General features: G+C 46.1%; 15 protein-coding genes. All 15 read right to left on the bottom strand.

Features of this window, described 5'->3' with window-relative positions; all coding sequences use genetic code 11:
- Positions 1–68 precede the first annotated feature (68 nt).
- Complete coding sequence (locus BN1002_RS08065; protein WP_048824488.1) at positions 69–1,769, bottom strand: proline--tRNA ligase; 1,701 nt, start codon at positions 1,767–1,769, stop codon at positions 69–71.
- A 113-nt stretch (positions 1,770–1,882) separates the two neighbouring features.
- On the bottom strand, positions 1,883–3,142 hold the full coding sequence (gene rseP / locus BN1002_RS08060; protein ID WP_048824487.1) for an RIP metalloprotease RseP: 1,260 nt from the start codon (positions 3,140–3,142) through the stop codon (positions 1,883–1,885).
- A gap of 119 nt (positions 3,143–3,261) precedes the next feature.
- A complete protein-coding gene (dxr, locus tag BN1002_RS08055) occupies positions 3,262–4,407 on the bottom strand; it encodes a 1-deoxy-D-xylulose-5-phosphate reductoisomerase (protein ID WP_048824486.1) in 1,146 nt (381 codons plus the stop codon).
- Between the two features lie 56 nt (positions 4,408–4,463).
- Complete coding sequence (locus BN1002_RS08050) at positions 4,464–5,255, bottom strand: phosphatidate cytidylyltransferase (protein ID WP_048824485.1); 792 nt, start codon at positions 5,253–5,255, stop codon at positions 4,464–4,466.
- Between the two features lie 89 nt (positions 5,256–5,344).
- The gene (locus BN1002_RS08045) at positions 5,345–6,130 is read right to left on the bottom strand and encodes an isoprenyl transferase (RefSeq protein WP_048824484.1); all 786 of its coding nucleotides are present in this window, start codon (positions 6,128–6,130) and stop codon (positions 5,345–5,347) included.
- A gap of 434 nt (positions 6,131–6,564) precedes the next feature.
- Positions 6,565–7,122, bottom strand: a complete 558-nt coding sequence (gene frr / locus BN1002_RS08040; protein ID WP_048824483.1) for a ribosome recycling factor — start codon at positions 7,120–7,122, stop codon at positions 6,565–6,567.
- Between the two features lie 2 nt (positions 7,123–7,124).
- Positions 7,125–7,847, bottom strand: a complete 723-nt coding sequence (gene pyrH / locus BN1002_RS08035; RefSeq protein WP_048824482.1) for a UMP kinase — start codon at positions 7,845–7,847, stop codon at positions 7,125–7,127.
- Positions 7,848–8,038: 191 nt separating this feature from the next.
- Positions 8,039–8,923: a translation elongation factor Ts gene (tsf, locus tag BN1002_RS08030; protein ID WP_048824481.1), complete on the bottom strand. Its 885-nt coding sequence runs from the start codon at positions 8,921–8,923 to the stop codon at positions 8,039–8,041.
- A 262-nt stretch (positions 8,924–9,185) separates the two neighbouring features.
- Positions 9,186–9,899: a 30S ribosomal protein S2 gene (rpsB, locus tag BN1002_RS08025; RefSeq protein ID WP_048824480.1), complete on the bottom strand. Its 714-nt coding sequence runs from the start codon at positions 9,897–9,899 to the stop codon at positions 9,186–9,188.
- A 239-nt stretch (positions 9,900–10,138) separates the two neighbouring features.
- Complete coding sequence (gene codY / locus BN1002_RS08015) at positions 10,139–10,918, bottom strand: GTP-sensing pleiotropic transcriptional regulator CodY (RefSeq protein ID WP_048824478.1); 780 nt, start codon at positions 10,916–10,918, stop codon at positions 10,139–10,141.
- Positions 10,919–11,021: 103 nt separating this feature from the next.
- Positions 11,022–12,428 (bottom strand): HslU--HslV peptidase ATPase subunit, encoded by a 1,407-nt coding sequence (gene hslU, locus BN1002_RS08010; RefSeq protein ID WP_048824477.1) that lies wholly within the window; start codon positions 12,426–12,428, stop codon positions 11,022–11,024.
- A 19-nt stretch (positions 12,429–12,447) separates the two neighbouring features.
- Positions 12,448–12,990: an ATP-dependent protease subunit HslV gene (gene hslV / locus BN1002_RS08005; protein ID WP_048824476.1), complete on the bottom strand. Its 543-nt coding sequence runs from the start codon at positions 12,988–12,990 to the stop codon at positions 12,448–12,450.
- Positions 12,991–13,024: 34 nt separating this feature from the next.
- The gene (gene xerC, locus BN1002_RS08000; protein WP_048824475.1) at positions 13,025–13,924 is read right to left on the bottom strand and encodes a tyrosine recombinase XerC; all 900 of its coding nucleotides are present in this window, start codon (positions 13,922–13,924) and stop codon (positions 13,025–13,027) included.
- A gap of 59 nt (positions 13,925–13,983) precedes the next feature.
- Positions 13,984–15,291: an FADH(2)-oxidizing methylenetetrahydrofolate--tRNA-(uracil(54)-C(5))-methyltransferase TrmFO gene (gene trmFO / locus BN1002_RS07995; protein WP_048824474.1), complete on the bottom strand. Its 1,308-nt coding sequence runs from the start codon at positions 15,289–15,291 to the stop codon at positions 13,984–13,986.
- 188 nt (positions 15,292–15,479) lie between these two features.
- The gene (topA, locus tag BN1002_RS07990) at positions 15,480–17,555 is read right to left on the bottom strand and encodes a type I DNA topoisomerase (RefSeq protein ID WP_048824473.1); all 2,076 of its coding nucleotides are present in this window, start codon (positions 17,553–17,555) and stop codon (positions 15,480–15,482) included.
- Positions 17,556–17,639: the final 84 nt, after the last annotated feature.

The raw sequence follows: 17,639 nt of genomic DNA, 5'->3' as shown, positions 1-17,639 counted from the left end.
ACTTGCGTCTTTTGTTTAATAGGGGCAAAAAAGATGAAGGTGCCGCATCCATTGCGGCACCCATAGTATTACGCATTATTTAGAAGAGTGTTAATTGTTTCTAATAGATTTTCCACAGATACTTCTATCATTTCACCGGTTTTTCTGTCTTTTACTTCAACAATTCCTTCGGCCGCCTTTTTGCCAACCGTTACACGTACTGGGATGCCGATTAAGTCTGAATCGGCAAATTTCACTCCCGGCCGCTCCTGGCGGTCGTCAAACAAGGTCTCAAATTGTCCCCCGATTGATTCATATAATTGTCCTGAAAGGCTTGCCTGAGCCTCATCCTTCATGTTGATCGCGATAAGATGCACTTTGTACGGGGCAACGGCTTGTGGCCAAATAAGGCCCTTTTCATCATTGAACTGTTCTGCTACCGCTGAAAGCGTCCGGGAAACCCCAATTCCATAGCAACCCATGATCATTGGCTGGGACTTGCCATTTTCATCAAGATACATGGCATCCATTGCTTCGCTATAGCGTGTACCAAGCTTAAAGACATGCCCAACCTCAATCCCTTTTGCAAAAAGAATCTTGCCTTGGCCATCAGGAGACGGATCTCCTTCCTGGATAAAGCGAATATCCGCATAGCGGCCAACCTCGAAGTCGGTACCTGGATTGACATTAACATAATGATAGTCTTCCTCATTCGCTCCGCAAACGCCATTGACAATCGCTTCGACTGCATGGTCGGCAATGATTTCTACATTCGAAACGCCGATAGGGCCTACAGATCCCACTTCACAACCAAGGATTTCTTTCGTCTCAGCCGCTTCTGCAAGTTCGACTGAACCCGCCTCGAAGAGATTTTTCAGTTTAATATCATTTGCTTCATGATCGCCTCTGACCAAAACAAGGACCGGACGCCCGTCAATTTTGAATAAGAGTGATTTGATACACTGATCTTCGTTAGCCTTCAAGAATTCCGAAACTTCGGCGATCGTCTTCTTATTCTCTGTTTTGACCTTCTCGATTCTCTTCGGCGTCTCGCTGCTTTTCGCATAAGTTGCCGTTACTGGTGCCATTTCAATATTAGCCGCGTAGGAGGAAGTATCAGAATAGGCGATTGTATCCTCACCGATATCCGATAAAACCATAAATTCATGTGTATCTTTCCCACCCATTGCGCCGGAATCCGCAATGACGGCACGATAATTAAGGCCGCACCGCGCAAAAATATTCGAATACGCCGTGAAAATCCTATCGTAAACTTCATCAAGGCTCTCCTTGCTCGCATGGAAGGAATACGCATCTTTCATGATGAATTCCCTGCCCCGCAGCAACCCGAAGCGTGGCCGTTTTTCATCACGGAATTTTGTCTGGATTTGATAAAGAGTCAAAGGAAGGCGTTTATATGACTTCACTTCATCCCTGACCAGACTTGTAATCACTTCTTCATGAGTTGGGCCAAGCGCAAACTCCCGATTGTGTCGGTCATGGATCCTCATTAATTCCGGGCCATACGAATACCAGCGGCCGGATTCCTGCCAAAGTTCAGCCTGCTGCAGGGCAGGCATCAGAAGCTCGACCCCGCCGGCCTTGTCCATTTCTTCACGGACAATCGCTTCAATTTTTGTTAACACTCTTTTCGCCAGTGGGAGGTAGCTGTATACTCCGCTGGCATTTTGCCGGATGAAACCGGCTCTTAGAAGAAGCTGATGGCTTTTGACATCAGCATCTGCTGGGACTTCCCTTAATGTAGGGATTAAGGTCATACTTTGCTTCACAATTTTCCGCCTCCAACATCTATGGTTATCTCGACTCGCCAAAACTTAGTTTTAGTTGCAATATGTATGCCGGCGGAATTGGTATCCGCCGGCGCATAGGAATATCTTATCGTTTATAGGAAAAATCTTTGGATATCGTTCCAGGTGACGACCAGCATGAGAAGCATAAGCAGGGCAAATCCAATGAAATGGACCATCCCCTCTTTTTGTTTGTCCACTGGTTTTCCCCTTACAGCCTCGACGGCGAAAAACATGAGCCTTCCTCCATCAAGTGCCGGGAACGGCAGAAGATTCATAATCCCGAGGTTAATGCTAAGAATGGCGGCCCATTTCATCAAATAATACACGCCGGATTTGGCGACGGTGTCTGTGGATACGTATATCCCAACAGGCCCGCTCAGCATATTAATTGAAAACTGGCCAGTCACAAGCTTGCCCAGCATCACAAAGATTTCTTTTGTCCAAAAAACTGTTTCCTCGAACCCATAAGACAATGCACGCAAAGGTGACTTTTCAACCGGGCTGTAAACACCTATAATCCCTATCTTCTCCCCTTCGGCTTCACGTGCCTGAGGAGTAACCGAGATTTCTTGTTCCTTGCCGTTACGCATTACGATGAAGTCGACTGCCTTATCAGGATTTTTCCGGATGATTTCCACCACATCAGTCCAGCTGGAAATTTCCGTTCCTGAAATGCTTTGGACAACGTCCCCTTCCTTAAGTCCTGCTTCCAATGCAGCTCCATCAGGAGTGATTTTCCCCAGCTTTGGTTCATTGGAAGGTACCCCCTGGACCAACGCCAAAATAAGAAAAACAAAGAACGCCAGGACAAAGTTCATCATAGGGCCAGCGAATATAGCCAAGGTACGTTGCCAAAGTGTCTTGGAACCAAACTGGCGATTATAAGGGGCAATTTGATTTTCTACACCATTCTCAACTGTAACCGCATCCTCGTTAACAAGGAATACCCGCAGCGTTTCTTCTTCATCTTCTGGGTAGCCTTTAATGACTAGGTTCCGGTCCAGGTCGGCGTGTTCCACCTCAACAATCCTGGCATCGGGGTATTTATCTTTATTATTCAGGATTATTTTTTCGACCTTTCCGTCAGAGCCGGTAAGCAGGCCGATCCGATAGCCAGGTTTAATTTCGACTGCTTCGGCATCCTCTCCGGCCATCCTTACATAACCGCCAATTGGCAGAAGGCGGATAGTATAAAGCGTTTCTCCTTTTTTATGGCTGAAAACCTTCGGCCCCATACCGATGGCAAACTCTCTGCAAAGGATTCCTGCTCTTTTTGCAAAAATGAAGTGCCCCAATTCGTGGAAGAAAACTAGCGCCCCGAATATGACTATAAACGCAATGACTGTACTCATAAGACCTACCACCTTTTTTTAAGAGTCCCGAAAAAGCTTTGATTCACGGGTGTTGTCCTGCTTTAGGGTATTATGGGCGCGACCGTTTTACACAAGGCCCCATCGATGCTGCGGAGATTTCACGCAAGCAGCGACTGGATATAGCACCTTGTTCTCTGGTCCGTTTCCAGGATTGTTTCCAAATCCGGGTCTTTGATCAGGGTATGGGTCTCCAAAGCGCGTTCCACAAGGTCATCAATTTCAAGGAAACGAATTCGTCCATCAAGGAAAGCTGCTACCGCTGTTTCATTGGCCGCGTTCAAAACGGTCGGCGCGGAACCGCCAGCCTTGCCCGCATCATAGGCGAGACGGAGGCAGCGGAACCGTTCAAAATCCATTTCCTGAAAATGCAACTTTCCCGCTTCGGCCAAATTCAATCGATTGGCCGACTGGAGTGGAAAACGATCAGGATAGGTTAACGCATATTGAATTGGCACCCTCATATCCGGACTGCCCAATTGCGCGATAATGCTCGAGTCATGAAATTCCACCATCGAGTGGATGATGCTTTCCCTATGAAGAAGGACGCTGATTTTTTCATAAGGGAGAGAAAATAGCCAGTGGGCCTCGATGACTTCAAGTCCTTTGTTCATCATTGTAGCAGAATCGATTGTTATTTTGGCTCCCATCGACCAGTTCGGATGGTTCAGGGCATCTTCAACCGAAACATCGGCCAATTCTTCCCTTGTGCGGTCTCGGAAACTTCCACCCGAAGCCGTTATGATGAGCCGCTCAATATTCTTCTCATTTTCGCCTTGAAGACATTGAAAAATTGCCGAATGCTCGCTATCAACAGGCAAAAGGCGGACGCCCTTCGTTTTTGCGGCCTCCATGACAAGATGGCCGGCGGTAACCAATGTTTCTTTATTTGCAAGCGCGATGGTCTTTCCGCTTTCAATCGCTTCGAGTGTCGGCTTAAGCCCGACACTGCCGACAACCGCATTTACAACTATATCCGCATGTTCATAAGTGGCGGTACCCGACAGGCCTTCTTCTCCATACGAAATAATCACACCTGGAAATTCAGACCGGAGTTTTTCGGCATCTTCCTTTTCCTGCATGGATAAATATGCCGGCTTGAATTCATACATTATTTTTCTGGCCAGTCCAATATTCTTGCCTGCTGAAAAAGCCGCAAGCCTGAATGAATCCGGATTTGCCCGGATAATATCAAGTGTTTGGATGCCAATTGAACCAGTGGCTCCCATTAAGCTAATCTGTTTCATTCATTTATCTCTCCTAAAGCCGCGTTATTTCCTGCAAGTACAAGCAGCATGGCGGGTTAAATCAGCTGGAATAAGTGGATCAGGGGCCAGACAAACAGGAGGCTGTCAAAACGGTCGAGGATTCCTCCATGTCCTGGCAAAATGCTGCCTGAGTCCTTTACATTGTAATTTCTTTTGAATGCCGATTCCGCAAGGTCGCCAAGTTGTCCAAATACAGACAAAAGCGCTGTCATAACAAGCAGTTTAACTGCCGGCACTCCCAAATCACCAAAAACAATAAAGCCTATTGCGACAAGCAGGGCGCAGCCCACTCCTCCCAAAAAACCTTCCACTGTCTTATTCGGGCTGATTTCGGGCCAAAGTTTTCTTTTGCCCAGTGCCCTGCCGACAAAATAAGCGCCAGAGTCAGTCGCCCATATGATAAATAGGGAATAGAAAAGCCAGGACAGCCCTCCCGCCTGGCGGGTTTCCATAAAAAAGTAAAAGCCAGCGCCTACATAGGCAACGGCCATTGCAAAAAATGACGCATCATCAAATGTAAAGCGATTTTTAGAGGCCACCGTCCAGGCGAGAAGCAGCAGGACCGCCATGACGGCAAAATCCTCTTTTCCGTAGCCAAAACGTGTGATAATTTCATGATAATCCGGTGGCAAAAGCAAAATCCATAGGGTCAATAAAGAAACAATCCCTTGGAAAGATACCAGATTCATGTTTTTCATTTTTGCAAGTTCATACAAACCGATACTTGCAAGCACATATGCCAGCAGGATAAGCGGTAATCCGCCATAAATGACAATCGGCAGGAAAAGCGCCGCTGCCACGACTGCTGTAATGATTCTTTGCTTCATTTATTTTCAGGCAGGAACTTCCTGGGTGCCTGCCTTTCCTCCTTTACTTATAAAAGAATCAGGGTCTGGGCGAACGGACAATCTTCCATTTATGACCCCTGTATACCACCAAACCTTCTCTGGCGGTTCTGGAAAGTTTCCACTGCGTCAAGAAGATGTTCTTCATTGAAATCTGGCCAAAGTACATCCGTAAACCAAAATTCTGTGTAGGCAATCTGCCAAAGCATAAAATTGCTTAACCGGATTTCCCCGCTAGTGCGGATTAGCAAATCGGGATCTGCCAGCCTGGATGCCATTAAATAGGAGGAGAAGGTTTCCTCAGTCAGATTCTCATCATCCATTATACCACTCTGAAAGTCTTTTAAGACATGCCTGACGGCGTCCAATATTTCAGCCCTGCTCCCATAATTCAGTGCGAAATTAAGGACAAGGCCTGTATTGTTTTTTGTTTCCTCAATCGCTTTATTAATGGCTTTTAACGTATGGGTTGGAAGGTTTTCCTTATACCCCATCATTTCCACCCGGACATTTTCGTTGATAAGTTCAGGCAGGAAGGAACCTAAAAACTCTTCTGGAAGCTGCATAAGATAGTCGACTTCCTTTTTCGGCCTTTTCCAGTTCTCAGTGGAAAAGGCATACAGGGTCAACGCGCCTACCCCCAGTTCATTTGCAAGCTTGGTGATTTTCCTTACTACTTTCATACCTTCATGGTGTCCCGCTATCCGAGGCATCGCCCTTTTTTTTGCCCAGCGGCCGTTTCCGTCCATAATGATGGCGATATGGGAAGGAACACCAGCTTTTTTCACCAATTCTATCCTGTCTCGGAGTGAGGAAGAGGACTCTTGGGGTTTCCGTCTAATTAATTTGTTGAACATGATCTAGCTCCTCCATTCAATGCCTCCGAAAAAGGGCGTATCAATTTACTCCGCATGCAAGCTGCTCCTGCGCCAAAGGTTTTTCAGTGATGCTTCGTTCAGCTCGTCGCAAAGCTGCAGAGATGTACCGCAAGTAGCAGCTTGCCTCCGCTTTTCTATGTCCAGCTGCGGCGCCTAGCGCCTTGTGTACTTCGGTCCACTCACTACGATAAGTCAACATCGAATCGCTTCGCTCTTCGTGTTTCCTTTATCTCATGTCGCGGCCCTCCAGTCCATAAGGCGCTGAACAGGCGCCTCCGCTTTTCTATGTATATTTTATGGATGTTTTTATCATACCAAAAATGGTTCAAGATATCTCTTTTAAGATGCAAGAAAAACGGGATTCCTTTCCTGTAAGTGAAAAAAACCCCGTAAAGGGGCTTTTTCTTCAGGAATTATACTTCCATAATTTCCTTTTCTTTGTCTCTCGTAATTTGATCAATCTTGCTAATATGATCGTCAGTCAGCTTTTGGATATCGTCGGAATAACCGCGAAGGTCGTCTTCTGTGATCTCGCCGTTCTTCTCAAGTTTTTTCAGATCGTCATTAGCATCGCGGCGTACGTTCCTGATTGCGATCTTTGCATCTTCCGATTCCTTTTTAACAAGCTTGACAAGGTCCTTGCGTCGCTCTTCCGTCAATTGAGGAATTGCGAGGCGGATCAGGGAACCGTCGTTAGTCGGGTTCAGGCCAAGATCTGATTTCTGGATTGCCTTTTCAATATCGCTCAAAATGCTCTTGTCATATGGCTGTATGACAAGAAGCCTGGCTTCAGGTGTGCTGATGCCCGCAAGTTGATTGACAGGAGTAGGAGCGCCGTAATAATCCACTGTAATGCGATCCAGAAGGGAGGCGCTGGCTCTTCCCGCCCTGATTGTTGCCAATTCACGGGAATACGCTTGGATTGCTTTTGCCATTTTTTCCTTTGTGTTGCTGATGACTTGTTTCGGCATTATTATTTCCCCCTAACAATAGTTCCGATTTTTTCGCCCATAACGGCTCGTTTGATATTGCCTTTTTCCATAATAGAGAAAACAATCAACGGAATATCATTATCCATACACAATGAAGATGCAGTTGAGTCCATAACAGCAAGCCCCTCTTTCAGGACATCGAGGTAGGACAGTTGATCATACTTCGTTGCGTTTTTATCATGGCGCGGATCCGCGGAATAGACGCCATCTACATTATTTTTCGCCATGAGGATGACATCGGCTTCGATTTCCGCGGCCCGGAGAGCTGCGGTTGTATCTGTGGAAAAGTAAGGATTCCCTGTCCCGGCCGCGAAAATGACGGCACGCTTCTTCTCAAGGTGGCGAATCGCGCGGCGGCGGATGTAAGGTTCGGCTACCTGGCGCATTTCAATTGATGTCTGAACACGGGTTTCTATGCCGAGTTGTTCCAGGCTGTCCTGTAGGGCAAGGGAGTTCATCACTGTGGCCAGCATGCCCATATAATCAGCAGTTGCCCGGTCCATTCCCATTTCACTGCCAATCTTCCCTCTCCAAATGTTTCCACCCCCAACAACGACCGCAACCTCGACTCCCAGCTCAGCTACTTCCTTGACTTGTTCAGCAATGGATTTAATGACGGCGGGGTTAATTCCGAAGCCTGCTTCGCCAGCAAGGGCCTCACCACTTAATTTCAAGACAACTCGTTTGTATTTCGGACTGCTCATAAAAACCTCCTATGTATTTTGAGGCCACCGTATGCCTGAATAAGGGACCGCCTTTGAATAAAAGCCGGGGCGGCACTCCTTAAATGATTTATTTTTTTAAAAATAGGGAACACGCGGTGTGTTCCCTATCCTCTTTAAACAGTTGCTAAGTTCTTTTAAAAGGGCCGGAAATGGCCGATTTCAACAAAGCTCTATTTTTTATTTACCTGGCTCATTACTTCTTCCGCGAAATTGTCTTCGCGCTTCTCGATGCCTTCGCCTACTCCGTAGCGTACAAATTCACGGACAGTTGCGCCCTTGGACTCAACGAACTGGCGTACTTTTTGATCAGGGTTTTTAACAAACGTCTGGTCAAGCAGGCAAACGTCCTCAAAGTATTTTCCGAGGCGGCCTTCGACCATTTTTGCCACGATTTGCTCAGGCTTGCCTTCGTTAAGTGCCTGCTGTGTAAGAACCTGGCGCTCGCGTTCGATTTCATCTGCGGAAACTTCATCGCGGGAAACATACTTAGGATTAAGGGCAGCAATATGCATGGAAACATCCTTTGCCACACTTTCATCTGTAGTACCTTCTAAAACGCTCAGAACTGCGATTCGGCCACCCATGTGGAGGTAAGCACCGAATGCGTCGTTATCGCCTTTTGTTTTTATTTCAAAACGGCGAAGGGAAAGCTTTTCACCGATTTTCGCAATAGCAGCATTGATATGTTCTTCAACGGATTGTCCGCTTTCCATTTTTTGTCCTACAGCCTCTTCAACATTGGCAGGCTTGTTATTCAAGAGATGGGAAGCAAGCTCCTGGACGAGTGTTTGGAAGCCTTCGTTCTTTGCGACGAAGTCTGTTTCAGAGTTAACTTCAAGGATGACCGCTTCATTTCCTTCCAGCTTGATGGAAGCAAGGCCTTCTGCAGCTATACGGTCGCCTTTCTTGGCAGCCTTCGCAATTCCTTTTTCACGCAGGAAATCAATTGCTTTTTCCATATCGCCATCTGTTTCCTGAAGAGCCTTTTTGCAGTCAAGCATTCCGGCTCCTGTTTTTTCACGAAGTTCTTTTACCATTTGCGCTGTAATCGCCATTAATATTTCCTCCTTTTAATCTATGTACATTAGATTCGATAAGTATTTACGCTGCATTGACGGATACTTTATTATCATAGCCACCCCGGAGCGATGTAAACCTATCTGCCTGGCCTGAAGCAAAATGTTTCAGCCATTCTAACTTATCCAACTCTGGCAGCCTTGGAAGTCTGCTGGAGTTTTTATGATTTACTTTAAAAAAAGGTGATAAAGGGTGTTCCCTCTTATCACCTTTTTATTTTCATCTAGGATGATTTGTGCGTTATGCCTGCTCAGCAGGTACAGCTGTTTCTTCACCTTGCTTAGCTTCAAGGATCGCATCAGCCATTTTGCCTGTCAAAAGCTTAACAGCACGGATTGCGTCATCGTTTGCAGGGATGACAACATCGATTTCATCCGGATCGCAGTTTGTATCAACGATACCCACGATAGGAATGTTCAATTTGCGTGCTTCTGCAACGGCAATGCGCTCTTTACGAGGGTCAATGATGAACAATGCATCTGGAAGAGTCTTCATATCCTTGATACCGCCAAGGAATTTCTCAAGACGCTCTTGCTCCTTCTTCAATTGAACAACTTCTTTTTTAGGAAGGACTTCGAATGTGCCGTCTTCCGACATTCTTTCGATATCTTTCAGGCGTGCGATACGCTTTTGGATTGTTTCGAAGTTTGTAAGTGTTCCACCCAACCAGCGTTGGTTAACAAAGTACATTCCGGAACGGATTGCTTCTTCTTTAACAGAATCCTGAGCTTGTTTCTTTGTACCAACGAACAGCATAGTGCCGCCTTGGCCAGCAAGCTCCTTTACAAAGTTGTAAGCTTCCTCTACCTTCTTAACTGTCTTTTGAAGGTCGATGATGTAGATGCCGTTCCTCTCAGTGAAGATATATTTCTTCATCTTAGGGTTCCAACGGCGAGTCTGGTGACCGAAGTGTACACCAGCTTCAAGCAGTTGCTTCATAGAAATGACTGACATGTTTTTTCCTCCTAATGGTTTAGTTTCCTCCGCCAGCTTCAGCTTCAGCGGGACCGGACATGCCGGCACCATCCGCGTGAATCAGCAGGCGTGTGTGATTAACACCATGTAGTAATATAGCACAAGTATAATTTACAATCAAGAAATTCCTCGGAAAAACGAATTTTTTTTCAAAAAGAACGATGGAATCAGCGGCAGAAAAAAACCTGCCGGAAAGAAATCCGGCAGGTGGATTATGATTAATTCGCGCGCAGCTTGTCAAGTTCCACTAAAAACTTGTCATTCAATACCTTGATATATGTCCCTTTCATTCCAAGGGAACGGGATTCGATTACTCCCGCGCTTTCCAGCTTTCTAAGGGCATTGACAATGACTGAGCGGGTAATACCGACGCGGTCGGCGATTTTAGAAGCAACAAGAAGCCCTTCGTTGCCGTTCAGTTCTTCGAAAATATGCTCAATTGCTTCAAGTTCGCTGTAGGAAAGGGAGCTGATCGCCATTTGGACAACCGCTTTGCTCCTTGCCTCCTCTTCAATTTCCTCTGCTTTTTCACGAAGAATTTCCATGCCGACAACCGTAGCGCCATATTCGCCTAAAATCAGGTCATCATCCTGGAATTTTTCATGGAGCCTTGCAAGAATCAAGGTGCCAAGGCGCTCCCCGCCGCCGATAATCGGTACAATCGTTGTCAGGCCTTCGCGGAAAAGATCTTTGTTTTCAACCGGGAATGCAGTGTACTCGCTTTCTACATCCAGGTTAGAAGAGGTTTCCTTAATATTGAACAGTCCGTTAGTATATTCTTCCGGGAACTGCCTGTCTTCAAGCATTTTTTTCATCCGCTCGTTTTCAATTTGCTGGTTGATAGCGAAACCAAGCAATTTCCCCCTGCGGCTGACGACGAATACATTCGCTTCAATCACTTCACTCAATGTTTCGGACATTTCTTTAAAGTTGACCGGCTTTCCCGCCGCTTTTTGAAGAAGCGCATTAATCTTCCTCGTTTTTGTCAATAAATCCATTTACAATTCCTCCTATTAGCTGCATCCAATGTTTGATTTAAACTGCTTCTATTGAAATGTATATCTAAGAATTTACCCTTTGAAAAACGCAGTAAACTGCGCATCAAAGGATGAACTGGCTTAAATCCTTGTTACGTGAAATCGCCCCAAGCTTTTCCTCTACATATTGCGGGGTGATTGTGATTTTTTCGAGATTGATATCCGGTGCCTCAAATGATAGGTCTTCCAGAAGCTTTTCGAGGATCGTATGCAAGCGCCTGGCACCGATATTATCGGTATTTTGGTTGACTTCAAACGCTACCTCGGCAATCTTTTGAATAGCATCGTCAGAAAATTCAATTTGTATACCTTCTGTCTCGAGCAGAGCAATATACTGTTTTATTAATGCATTATCAGGTTCCACAAGGATTCTGTGGAAATCATCGACCGTCAGCTTTCCAAGTTCGACGCGAATCGGAAAACGGCCCTGCAGTTCCGGGATCAAGTCGGAAGGCTTAGCCATATGAAATGCACCAGCTGCGATGAATAGCACATGGTCAGTTTTGACCGGGCCGTATTTCGTGACAACTGTGGAACCCTCCACAATCGGCAGGATATCCCGCTGAACTCCTTCACGGGAAACATCAGCAGAAGCGCCGCCCGAATTCCGGCTGGCAATTTTATCGATTTCGTCAATAAAGATCATCCCGGTCTGTTCTGCCCTGTAAACAGCCTCCTGGGTTACTTCATCCATATCAATTAGCTTTGCCGCTTCCTCATTAGTCAGGACCACTCTCGCTTCCCTGACTGTCAGTTTCCTGCGCTTCCGCTTTTTTGGCATTAGATTACTCAATGCATCTTGCATGTTCATACCCATTTGTTCCATTCCGGACCCTTGGAGCATATCGAACATTGAAGGAGCCTGTTCTTCTACTTCCACGCTAACGATTTCGTTCTCGAGCTCCCCATTTGCCAGCTTTTCCTTAATGGAAGCGCGTCTTTGCTGGACAGAGAAGTCCTCGGAAGCTGTTGTTTCTGGTTCAGGCTGGGCATTGTTTCCGCCAAACAGCATTTCAAGCGGATTTTTATAATTCGCCTGTTTTTTCGCAGAAGGCACGAGGAGTTCTACAAGCCTGCGGTTGGCGGCTTCTTCTGCCCGCCCTTTAACTTTTTGGATTTTCTCTTCCTTTACGAGCCTTGCTGCCGTTTCCACTAAATCGCGGACCATTGATTCGACGTCCCTGCCGACGTATCCGACTTCGGTGAATTTAGTGGCTTCCACCTTTATGAAAGGAGCGCCGGTGATTTTCGCAATTCTGCGGGCAATTTCAGTTTTTCCCACCCCGGTCGGGCCAATCATAAGAATGTTTTTTGGTATGATTTCATCCCGTATGCCTTCATCTAGCAATTCTCTCCGATATCGGTTCCTTAACGCAACTGCAACAGCCTTCTTCGCGTCTTTTTGGCCAATTATGTACTGGTCAAGCTTTTCAACAATCTGGCGGGGGGTTAAATTTGCTGACTTTCCCATTTTCGCATTCTCCTTCCCGTTAAAGCTCTTCCACAATAATATTTGTGTTCGTATATACGCATATGTCAGCCGCCACCTCGAGGGAAGCTTTTGCGATTTCTTTTGCAGACAGGTGCTCCCCGGCGTAGCTCTTCAGCGACCGGCCGGCAGCAAGAGCGTAATTTCCGCCTGAGCCAATGGCCAGGATGCCGTCATCAGGTTCGATTACTTCACCCGTACCGCTGACGAGGAGAAGGTAATCTTCATTCATGACAATTAGCATGGCTTCAAGTCTTCTCAGGACTTTGTCGCTTCTCCATTCTTTCGCGAGTTCAACAGAAGCACGCTGCAGGTTGCCGTTATATTCTTCGAGTTTCGCTTCAAACAGTTCAAATAAAGTGAAAGCATCTGCGACTGAACCAGCAAACCCTGCGATTACTTTTCCACCAAATATTTTCCTTACCTTTTTCGCTGTGTGTTTCATGACAACCGCATTGCCAAAGGTGACCTGGCCGTCACCAGCCATGGCGCTTTTCCCTTTATGCTTGATTGCAAAGATAGTAGTAGCGTGAAATTGAGACATGGTGTCCCTCCTAAAAAGTGAGCATTAATAAGAATTATGCCCTTGGATGATGGGCCATATATGTTTTTTTCAATTTCTCGTTTGTGACATGCGTATAAATTTGGGTTGAAGACAAAAACGCATGGCCAAGCAGTTCCTGAACTGTTCGCATATCTGCCCCGTTATTCAGAAGATGAGTGGCGAAAGTATGCCTAAGCTTATGGGGATGGATTTTTCCTGTCAGGGATGTCTGTTCAATCATTTTATCCAAAATCAACCTGATCCCTCTTGGCGTCAAAGGGCCTCCCCGGCTATTTAGGAACAAGGCTTCCTGATTGGGCTTCCCCTCAAGAAGCAGTTTCCTCCCATTTTCCATATAAAACATAATGGCTTTGGCAGCCTTTGTGCCAAAAGGCACATACCTTTCCCTGCTGCCCTTCCCCTTAACCAAAACGGTGGAAAGGAAAAAGTCCATATCCCTGACGGTTATACCGGAACATTCACTAACCCGGATCCCTGTTGCATAAAGGAGTTCGAGGATCGCTAGATTCCTCTGGCCCAAAGGGGTGTCTGTTTTGCATGATTGGAACAGTATTTCAAGTTCATCCTCATAAAAAAATCCCGGAAGCCTTTTCTCGCTTTTTGGCAGGACAACCAGGGAAAAGGGATTATCCTTTATTTTGTTTTCCCTGAGCAGGAATCTGTAAAAACTGCGAAGGCTGGAAATTTTCCTCGATATCGTTTTCCTTGCCTGCTTTAACTCGAATAATCGGGTTAGGTATAGGCGGGCATCATGATATTGGACGTCCTCCACATTTTCAATCCCCTGCTCTGCCATCACTTCAAAGAATTCAACAATTGCATATTGATAATGTTCAATTGTATATTGTGAGGAATTTTTCTCAATTTGTAAATATTCAAGAAATAACTTTAAACAAACGTTCACATTTGACAAAAAAATCACCTCGCGCGCCTTTTAAATCGTATCATAAGAAAAATCGCTTCGCAAGGATTTTACAAACATTTCACAAATTTCTGAATTGTTTCCAGCGCTCTGTTTGCATGCTGCTGATTCCGTTCCTGTTTTCCTTTTATCCTTTGCGGCAATTCAGGAAAAAGCCCAAAATTCGCATTCATTGGCTGAAAATTATCAGGATTCGTGTGTGTTATATAGTAGGCCATGCCTCCCATTGCAGTTTCCAGTGGGAATTCAAGCGGCTCCTGCCCCGTTGCTAGTCTCGCTGCATTGATTCCGGCAATCAGGCCACTTGCTGCCGATTCCACATATCCCTCGACACCTGTCATTTGCCCGGCAAAAAACAAATCCCGTTTTTCCCTGAACTGATATGTCGGAGCCAATACCCTTGGGGAATTGATAAAAGTGTTCCGATGCATGACACCATAACGGACGATTTCTGCGTTTTCAAGGCCCGGAATAAGCTGGAGGACTTCCTTTTGCGGACCCCATTTTAAATGTGTCTGAAATCCGACAATATTGTAAAGAGTGCCCGCGGCGTCATCCTGACGAAGCTGCACAACGGCAAAAGGCCGTTTCCCTGTACGCGGGTCTTCTAGTCCAACTGGCTTCATTGGGCCAAACAGCATCGTCTTCTTGCCTCTTTGGGCCATGACTTCGAGTGGCATGCACCCCTCAAAAAACACTTCCTTTTCAAATTCCTTTAGAGGGACGGTTTCAGCGGAAATCAGCGCCTCATAAAAACGGTCAAATTCTTCCTCATTCATCGGACAATTCAGATAGGCCGCTTCCCCTTTATCATAACGGGATTTTAGATACACCTTTTCCATATCTATGCTCTCTTTTTCAATGATAGGTGCGGCGGCATCATAAAAATACAAATATTCCTCACCCGTCAGTTCCTTCAGGCGTGCTGATAGGGAAGGGCTTGTCAGCGGCCCTGTCGCAATAATGGTAATTCCTTCAGGAATCTCGGCCACTTCTTCATTAATAACCGTTACATTCGGATGATTTTTCACAAGCTCCGTCACCCTGCCTGCGAATTCATGCCGATCGACCGCAAGAGCGCCCCCGGCGGGTACGGCGCAATGATCTGCTGAAGAAATAATTACCGAATCAAGGATTCTCATTTCTTCCTTTAGAACGCCGACCGCATTCGTAAGTGTATTCGCCCTCAAGGAATTGCTGCACACCAACTCGGCAAATTTATCTGTATGATGGGCCGGCGTCTGTCTGACCGGCCTCATTTCATATAAGCGAACCTTTATCCCTCTTTTGGCGATCTGCCATGCAGCCTCACTGCCTGCAAGCCCCGCACCTATAACGTTTACAACAGTATCATTCATTATATAACCTCCGCAGATTGGGTTAATTTAAGTGTATAACCATATTTGAAAGCATAATTTCATTCATCTCCATATTGCGGTTAACAATACGTATAGGCAAGCAAAAAGTTTCAACTTTCCGCTATGATTCCGCAAAGATGCAGCCTCTGCATTTTTGCCAAATGAAAGGAGCGGGCTTTAGCCCACTCCTAGCTTTGCTGCTCTTCCTTATAGTCACAGGAGGAACACTGTACCTGAACACCTTTTTTCAGCTTCTTCTCAATCAAAACACTTTCGCATTTCGGACAGCTTCTTGCCAGCGGCTTATCCCAGGAAAGGAAATCACATTCCGGAAAGCGGTCACAGCCGTAGAAAATCCGCCTCTTCTTGCTTTTGCGTTCAATTACATGACCCTTCTCACACTTCGGGCATGTCACGCCGATATCTTTCACGATGGCCTTAGTGTTCCGGCATTCCGGAAAGTTGCTACAGGCCATGAATTTGCCGAACCTGCCCATTTTAAAGACCATTGGGCTTCCGCAATTTTCACAATCTTCCCCTGCAGGCTCATCTTTAATTTCGACTTCCTGCATTTCTTCCTCCGCCTTTTTAAGGCGCTTTTCGAAGTCCTGGTAAAAATCGCTGATGATTTCCACCCATGCCATTTTCCCATCTTCAATGTCATCCAGATTCTGTTCCATTTTGGCAGTAAAATCGACATCGAGAATTTCCGGGAAAAATTCTATCATGAGTTCAATGACGATTTCCCCAAGTTCTGTAGGAATAAATCTTTTATTATCAAGTGCGACATAACCGCGCTTTTGGATTGTATCAAGAGTCGGCGCATAGGTTGAAGGGCGCCCTATTCCAAGTTCTTCAAGTGTTTTGACAAGGCGGGCTTCCGTGTATCTAGGAGGCGGCTGTGTAAAATGCTGCTTTTGCTCCAGGTCGGCATTTTTCACTTCATCGCCTTCCTTCAGGTCAGGGAGCATCCGATCCTTTTCCTCCACCTGGTCATCGGTTCCTTCAACGTAAAGTTTCATGAAACCGGGGAATTTTATTTTTGAACCAGTCGCGCGGAAGGTCACTTTCCCATTTACCAGGTCCACACTCATCGTATCCATAACAGCCTGAGCCATCTGGCTGGCCAGGAACCGATCCCAAATCAATTTATATAGCCTTAGTTGGTCCCTCGTCAAAAACTCTTTTAACGAGCTTGGATCCTTGAAGGCGCTTGTCGGCCGGACCGCCTCGTGGGCATCCTGCGAATTCGCCTGTTTCTTCTCCTTGCCGGCCTCTTCTTTCAAAAACTTTTCGCCAAAAGCGGATGTGATGTAATTTTTCGCTTCCGCCTGGGCCACTTCGGAAACCCTGGTTGAATCCGTCCTCATATAGGTAATCAGACCGACTGTCCCTTCTTTTCCGAGGTCAATTCCCTCATAAAGCTGCTGGGCGAGCATCATCGTTTTCTTTGCCCTGAAATTCAGCTTCCTCGCTGCCTCCTGCTGAAGGGAAGAAGTGGTGAATGGCGGAGCCGGATTCCTTCTTCGCTCCTTCTTCGTTACAGTGGCTACTTTAAATTTGTCGCCGCTGATGCCTTTAAGCACATCGTTTACATCCTGCTCGGAATGAAGCTCTTTTCGTTCGCCGTCCACTCCATAAAAGAATGCTTCGAACTCATCCTTTCCTTTCATGAAGTTTCCGGTAATCGTCCAGTATTCTTCCGGTACAAATTCCTTAATTTCTTTTTCGCGGTCAATAATCAATCGCACAGCAACAGACTGTACCCTGCCAGCGGAAAGGCCTTTCTTAACCTTTTTCCACAGCAGCGGGCTAATATTGTAGCCGACCAGCCTGTCAAGCACCCGCCTTGCCTGCTGGGCATCTACCAAATCAGTATTGATAGCCCGTGGGTGTTTAAAGGATTCTTTAATCGCATCCTTTGTTATTTCATTGAAAACAACCCGGCAATCGGAATTGACATCCACATCAAGGCTGTGGGCCAAATGCCAGGCGATTGCTTCCCCTTCTCTGTCGGGGTCAGCTGCAAGATAGACTTTCTTCGCCTTTTTAGCGGCTGTTTTCAATTCCTTCAGGACAGGGCCCTTACCCCGGATGGTAATATACTTCACGTCAAAATTATTTTCTATATCAACGCCCATTTGACTTTTGGGCAAATCAATCACATGGCCCATGGACGCTTTTACTTTATATTTTTTGCCCAAATACCGCTCAATCGTCTTTGCTTTTGCGGGTGATTCTACGATGACAAGAAATTCTGCCATTCAGCCGTCCTCCTCACGAGGGTTATTCTAATACCTGTTGCAAAATGTATACCAGTTTCCTGATTATTTCAACCTTTTTCGTAA

Source organism: Bacillus sp. B-jedd (genome assembly GCF_000821085.1).
In the GTDB taxonomy this organism is placed as follows: Bacteria; Bacillota; Bacilli; order Bacillales; family Cytobacillaceae; genus Bacillus_D.
Note: the sequence above shows the minus strand (reverse complement) of the source record. Positions and strands in the feature narration are given on the sequence as shown.

Excerpts from the sequence above, each read along its gene's own strand:
- rseP (WP_048824487.1), bottom strand. The coding sequence starts at position 3,142 with ATGAGTACAGTCATTGCGTTTATAGTCATATTCGGGGCGCTAGTTTTC.
- dxr (WP_048824486.1), bottom strand. The coding sequence starts at position 4,407 with ATGAAACAGATTAGCTTAATGGGAGCCACTGGTTCAATTGGCATCCAA.
- BN1002_RS08050 (WP_048824485.1), bottom strand. The coding sequence starts at position 5,255 with ATGAAGCAAAGAATCATTACAGCAGTCGTGGCAGCGGCGCTTTTCCTG.
- BN1002_RS08045 (WP_048824484.1), bottom strand. The coding sequence starts at position 6,130 with ATGTTCAACAAATTAATTAGACGGAAACCCCAAGAGTCCTCTTCCTCA.
- frr (WP_048824483.1), bottom strand. The coding sequence starts at position 7,122 with ATGCCGAAACAAGTCATCAGCAACACAAAGGAAAAAATGGCAAAAGCA.
- pyrH (WP_048824482.1), bottom strand. The coding sequence starts at position 7,847 with ATGAGCAGTCCGAAATACAAACGAGTTGTCTTGAAATTAAGTGGTGAG.
- tsf (WP_048824481.1), bottom strand. The coding sequence starts at position 8,923 with ATGGCGATTACAGCGCAAATGGTAAAAGAACTTCGTGAAAAAACAGGA.
- rpsB (WP_048824480.1), bottom strand. The coding sequence starts at position 9,899 with ATGTCAGTCATTTCTATGAAGCAACTGCTTGAAGCTGGTGTACACTTC.
- codY (WP_048824478.1), bottom strand. The coding sequence starts at position 10,918 with ATGGATTTATTGACAAAAACGAGGAAGATTAATGCGCTTCTTCAAAAA.
- hslU (WP_048824477.1), bottom strand. The coding sequence starts at position 12,428 with ATGGGAAAGTCAGCAAATTTAACCCCCCGCCAGATTGTTGAAAAGCTT.
- hslV (WP_048824476.1), bottom strand. The coding sequence starts at position 12,990 with ATGTCTCAATTTCACGCTACTACTATCTTTGCAATCAAGCATAAAGGG.
- trmFO (WP_048824474.1), bottom strand. The coding sequence starts at position 15,291 with ATGAATGATACTGTTGTAAACGTTATAGGTGCGGGGCTTGCAGGCAGT.
- topA (WP_048824473.1), bottom strand. The coding sequence starts at position 17,555 with ATGGCAGAATTTCTTGTCATCGTAGAATCACCCGCAAAAGCAAAGACG.